Genomic DNA, 4,679 nt, shown 5'->3' on the forward strand with positions numbered 1-4,679 from the left:
AGGCGCAGCGCGAACAGGGCGGCCGCCAGCCCCGGGACCGCGCGGGCCTCCGCGCGGGCCGTGCGGTCCCGGGCGGACTCCGGACGGGCCGTCGCCAGGGTGCGGCGGCGGCCCGCAGGACGACCCCACCGGACGACCTCGCGGCCGCCACCGCGAGGGCGGGCCGGTCAGGCTGCGTTCTCCGCGGCGTTCTCCGCGGCGTTCTCCGCGGCCTCGACGACGTTGGCGAGGAGCATCGCGCGGGTCATCGGGCCCACCCCGCCGGGGTTGGGCGCGACCCAGCCGGCGACTTCGCGGACGCCGTCGGCGACGTCGCCGGTGAGCTTGCCGTCCACCCGGGAGACCCCGACGTCCAGCACCGCGGCGCCGGGCTTGACCATGTCGGCCGTGATGAGGCCGGGGACGCCCGCGGCGGCCACGACGATGTCGGCCCGGCGGGTCTGCGCGGCGAGGTCGCGGGTCCCGGTGTGGCACAGCGTCACGGTGGCGTTCTCGGTGCGCCGGGTCAGCAGCAGGCCGAGCGAGCGGCCCACGGTGATGCCCCGGCCGACGACGGCGACCTCGGCGCCCGCGATCGGGACCCCGAAGCGGCGCAGCAGCTCGATGATCCCCTTCGGGGTACAGGGCAGCGGCCCGGGCTGCATGAGGACGAGCCGGCCGAGGCTCATCGGGTGCAGCCCGTCGGCGTCCTTGGCGGGGTCGATGCGCTCCAGCACGCGCTGCTCGTCCAGGCCCTTGGGCAGGGGCAGCTGGACGATGTAGCCGGTGCAGGCGGGGTCGTCGTTCAGCTCGGCGACGGCCCGCTCCACCTGCTCCTGGGTGGCGTCGGCGGGCAGGTCACGGCGGATGCTCTGGATGCCGACCTCGGCGCAGTCGCGGTGCTTCATGCCGACGTAGGCGTGGCTTCCGGGGTCGTCGCCCACCAGGACGGTGCCGAGGCCCACGGACACGCCGCGCGCGCGGAGCGCCTCGACGCGGACCTTGAGGTCGGACCGGATCTCGGCGGCGGTGGCCTTCCCGTCCAGAATCTGTGCCGTCATGCGTTCCTCCGCGCTGTCCCGCCGGGGACCGGAGCACCCCGGCTCGAGGTCCCGTCCACCCAGGCGCGCGGTGTCCGGACTGTGGTTCGCTCCCCGGTGGTGATCCACCTTGACCGCGCCAGTCGCGTCGAACGCCATGCTAGCCGTCCGGGACGAACCGGCGGCGGTCAGTCCTCGTCGGGGCGCTGCCGCCAGGTGATCAGCCGGTCGGTGCCGTGCCAGCCGAGGTGCGCGGCGAGCATCGCGGCCAGTGCCGCGGCGATCAGGCCGATCAGCTGCCGGGACTCCATCAGCAGGGAGTCGGCCTGGGCGATCGAGCCCACGAGGAGGGTCAGTACGGCGTCCATCGCGCCTCCAACGGCGGACGGCCGCGCGAGGGTCGGGGCAAGGAGGGGGCACAGAGGGGGCAGGAAGGGAGCACGGCCAGGCAGAGGCTACCAACCGGACCCGGGTGGAGTGGCCGGAACGGCGCGGACCGTCAGTGGAAGAAGTGCCGGACGCCCGTGAAGTAGAGCGTGATCCCGGCCTTCTCCGCCGCCGCGATCACCTTGTCGTCGTTGACCGACCCGCCCGGCTCGACGATCGCGCGCACGCCCGCCGCCGTCAGCACCTCCAGGCCGTCGGGGAACGGGAAGAACGCGTCGGAGGCGCCGACCGCCCCCGCGGCGCGCTCCGCCCCGGCCCGCGTGACCGCGAGCTTGGCGGAGTCGACCCGGTTGACCTGGCCCATCCCGACGCCGACCGTGGCGCCGCCGGAGGCCAGCAGGATCGCGTTGGACTTCACCGCGCGGCAGGCCCGCCAGGCGAACGCCAGGTCGCGCAGGGTCGCCTCGTCGGCGGCGGCGCCGACCTTGAGCTCCCAGCCGGCCGGGTCGTCGCCGGGGGCGTCCACGCGGTCGACGGTCTGCAGCAGGACGCCGCCGTCGATCCGCCGGTACTCGGTGGCGCCCGCGGGCGCCTGCGGGCAGCGCAGCAGCCGGATGTTCTTCTTGCGGGTGAGGATCTCCAGCGCCGCGTCCTCGAAGGCGGGGGCGACCAGCACCTCGGTGAAGATCTCCGCGACCTGCTCGGCCAGCGCCGCGGTGACCGTGCCGTTCACCGCGATGACGCCGCCGAAGGCCGACAGCGGGTCGCAGGCGTGCGCCTTGCGGTGCGCCTCGGCGAGGTCGGCGCCGACCGCGATGCCGCACGGGTTGGCGTGCTTGATGATCGCGACGGCGGGCTCGGCGAAGTCGTGCGCGGCGCGGCGCGCGGCGTCGGCGTCGACGTAGTTGTTGTAGGACATCTCCTTGCCGTGGAGCTGCTCGGCTCCGGCCAGGCCGCCGCCGTCACCGCCCACGTACAGCGCCGCGCTCTGGTGCGGGTTCTCCCCGTACCGCAGGACGTTCGCGCGCTCCCAGGTGGCGCCGAGGAAGTCGGGCCACCGCGTCTCGCCCGCGGTCTCGTCCGGCGCGTAGGAGCCCGCGAACCAGGACGCGACCGCCACGTCGTAGGACGCGGTGTGCGCGAACGCCCGCGCGGCCAGGCGGCGCCGCTCGTCCAGCGTGAAGCCGCCTCCCCGCACGGCCTCCAGGACGGCCCCGTAGGCGGCGGGGTCCACCACGACCGCGACGGACGCGTGGTTCTTCGCCGCGGCGCGGACCATCGTGGGGCCGCCGATGTCGATCTGCTCGACGCACTCGTCCGGGCCGGCGCCCGAGTCGACGGTCTCGGCGAACGGGTACAGGTTCACCACCGCGAGGTCGAACGGCTCGACGTCCAGATCGTCGAGCTGCTGGAGGTGGTCGTCCTTGCGCCGGTCGGCGAGCAGGCCCGCGTGCACCTTCGGGTGCAGGGTCTTGACCCGCCCGTCCAGGCACTCGGGGAACCCGGTGAGCTTCTCCACCTTCATGACCGGGACGCCGGCGGCGGCGATCCGCCCCGCCGTGGAGCCCGTGGAGACGATCTCCACTCCGGCCTCGTGCAGCCCCCGGGCCAGCTCCTCCAGCCCGGACTTGTCGTACACGCTGATCAGCGCGCGCCTAATCGCCACCCGACTCACCGGCCGAGCTCCCCTCGTTGTGGGACGAAACGGTGTCATCCGAGTCACCGCAGGTTCTGCATTTCATGGAGACCCGCCGGCCTCGGACGGTCCACCCGTCGCGGGCCAGCCGCCCGACGACGTCGACCAGGAGGCCGCGCTCCACCTGCTTGATGCGCTCGTGCAGGGAGTCTTCGTCGTCGTGCCAGCCCACGGGGACGGTCTCCTGGGCGATGACGGGTCCGGTGTCCACGCCTTCGTCGACGAAGTGCACGGTACAACCCGTGACCTTGACCCCGTACGCCAGGGCGTCCCGTACCGCGTGGGCGCCGGCGAAGGAGGGCAGCAGCGCCGGATGGGTGTTGACCGTGCGGCCGCCGAAGCGGGCCAGGAAGCGCGGCCCGAGGATCTTCATGAAGCCGGCCGAGACCACGAGGTCGGGTTCGTGCGCGGCGACGGCGTCGGTGAGCGCGGCGTCCCAGTCGGCGCGGCTCGCGAAGTCGGGGATCCGGACGGTGAAGGCGGGCAGCCCCGCGCGCTCGGCGCGTTCGACGCCGCCGGTGCCGGAGCGATCCGCTCCCACGGCCACGACCTGCGCCCCGTAGGCTGGATCCGCGCACGCGTCGAGCAGCGCTTGTAGGTTGGTCCCCGCGCCGGAGACGAGGACGACGAGCCGGGCGGACACCATGACTCCCTGGTGGACGTGGGGTTGTGCAGTTCGGATGCAGCCTATCGGCCGGGCTCGGTGCCCATGAATCCACGTCACGGCCGTATCACCGGGAGGAAACGAACGTGAGTGAGCAACCGGAGACCCCGGCCCGTTCCGGAGATCGCCGGCAGGGGCCTCCGGAGCCGCCCGAGGGGCCGCCACCGGTCCGGGGCCCGGTCGAGCCGTCGGGCCGCAGGGCCCTGTGGATCGGCGGTTTCGCCCTCCTCACCGGCTTCTTCTTCTACCCGCTCGGGCTCGTGCTCGGGGTGGCCGCGCTCGTCGTCGGCATCCGGGCCCGGCGCGCGGCCGGCCGGGCGCGCGGCGTCGCGCCGGGCGCGACGGCGGGCATCGCGCTGGGCTCGGTGGGCCTGGCGGTGTCGGCGCTGTCGGTCGCGGTGTCGGCGTACCTGTGGCCGGAGCTGAGCGGCTATCAGGAGTGCATCGGGGACGCCAACACCCACGCCGACGAGCGCGTGTGCCGGCACGAGTACTTCCCGAAGATCGAGAAGAAGATGCACTGGCCCGCGGGAAGCATGGACAAGTACGGCGACCTGTTCTGAGCCCTCCCGGTCCGCTCTCGTCCCGGCGGCCCGGTTCGCGTCAGTCGCGCCTCGGCTCGTCCCGCAGAACGTAGATCGCCCCGCCCCGGTTCTCGGTGCGCCCGAGGTCCTCGCGCGGCGGGACGTGCCCGGCCTCCTCGTCCCGGACGAGCCGCGGCCCCGGCCGGGTCTCCTCGGCGAGATGGCCCTCCAGCGCGACCGTGCCGTCGGCGGGCGGGGGCGGGTCCCCGGCGAGTTCGGGCGGCGGGTCCTCCGCCCGCGCCCGGCCACGCGCGCGACGCGGCGCGAGGACGGGTTCGGCCTCCTCGAACTCCAGCGGGCCCGGCGCGTACGGCGAGGCCGCCGGCGCG

The 4,679-nt window shown here is 74.5% G+C and carries 5 protein-coding genes, 1 pseudogene and 1 riboswitch; of the genes and pseudogenes, 1 reads left to right on the forward strand and 5 read right to left on the reverse strand.

The window, feature by feature from the left end; genetic code table 11:
- Nucleotides 1-167: 167 nt before the first annotated feature.
- From E1291_RS39360 to purN, 4 genes are all read right to left on the reverse strand, one after another.
- On the reverse strand, nucleotides 168-1,040 hold the full coding sequence (locus tag E1291_RS39360; RefSeq protein ID WP_131743106.1) for a bifunctional methylenetetrahydrofolate dehydrogenase/methenyltetrahydrofolate cyclohydrolase: 873 nt from the start codon (nucleotides 1,038-1,040) through the stop codon (nucleotides 168-170).
- 50 nt (nucleotides 1,041-1,090) lie between these two features.
- Nucleotides 1,091-1,176: riboswitch (ZMP/ZTP riboswitch) on the reverse strand.
- Between the two features lie 31 nt (nucleotides 1,177-1,207).
- Nucleotides 1,208-1,387, reverse strand: a complete 180-nt coding sequence (locus tag E1291_RS39365) for a hypothetical protein (RefSeq protein WP_131743107.1) — start codon at nucleotides 1,385-1,387, stop codon at nucleotides 1,208-1,210.
- Nucleotides 1,388-1,518: 131 nt separating this feature from the next.
- Entirely contained in the window at nucleotides 1,519-3,081 is a 1,563-nt protein-coding gene (gene purH / locus E1291_RS39370; RefSeq protein WP_207401191.1) for a bifunctional phosphoribosylaminoimidazolecarboxamide formyltransferase/IMP cyclohydrolase, read from the reverse strand.
- The gene (gene purN, locus E1291_RS39375) at nucleotides 3,062-3,748 is read right to left on the reverse strand and encodes a phosphoribosylglycinamide formyltransferase (RefSeq protein WP_131743109.1); all 687 of its coding nucleotides are present in this window, start codon (nucleotides 3,746-3,748) and stop codon (nucleotides 3,062-3,064) included. The genes purH and purN overlap by 20 nt, the downstream gene beginning before the upstream one ends.
- Before the next feature lie 104 nt (nucleotides 3,749-3,852).
- Here purN and E1291_RS39380 point away from each other — a divergent pair, with 104 nt between their 5' ends.
- On the forward strand, nucleotides 3,853-4,329 hold the full coding sequence (locus tag E1291_RS39380) for a hypothetical protein (protein ID WP_131743110.1): 477 nt from the start codon (nucleotides 3,853-3,855) through the stop codon (nucleotides 4,327-4,329).
- A 40-nt stretch (nucleotides 4,330-4,369) separates the two neighbouring features.
- On the opposite strand, the pseudogene E1291_RS42860 reads toward E1291_RS39380, so the two are convergent.
- Nucleotides 4,370-4,679, reverse strand: a pseudogene (locus E1291_RS42860) (hypothetical protein); the annotation flags it as partial.

Source organism: Actinomadura roseirufa (assembly GCF_900659635.1).
Lineage (GTDB): Bacteria > Actinomycetota > Actinomycetes > Streptosporangiales > Streptosporangiaceae > Spirillospora > Spirillospora roseirufa.

What these genes read in the sequence shown, in the direction of transcription:
- E1291_RS39360 (WP_131743106.1), bottom strand. Translation starts at nt 1,040, where the DNA reads ATGACGGCACAGATTCTGGACGGGAAGGCCACCGCCGCCGAGATCCGG.
- E1291_RS39365 (WP_131743107.1), bottom strand. Translation starts at nt 1,387, where the DNA reads ATGGACGCCGTACTGACCCTCCTCGTGGGCTCGATCGCCCAGGCCGAC.
- purN (WP_131743109.1), bottom strand. Translation starts at nt 3,748, where the DNA reads ATGGTGTCCGCCCGGCTCGTCGTCCTCGTCTCCGGCGCGGGGACCAAC.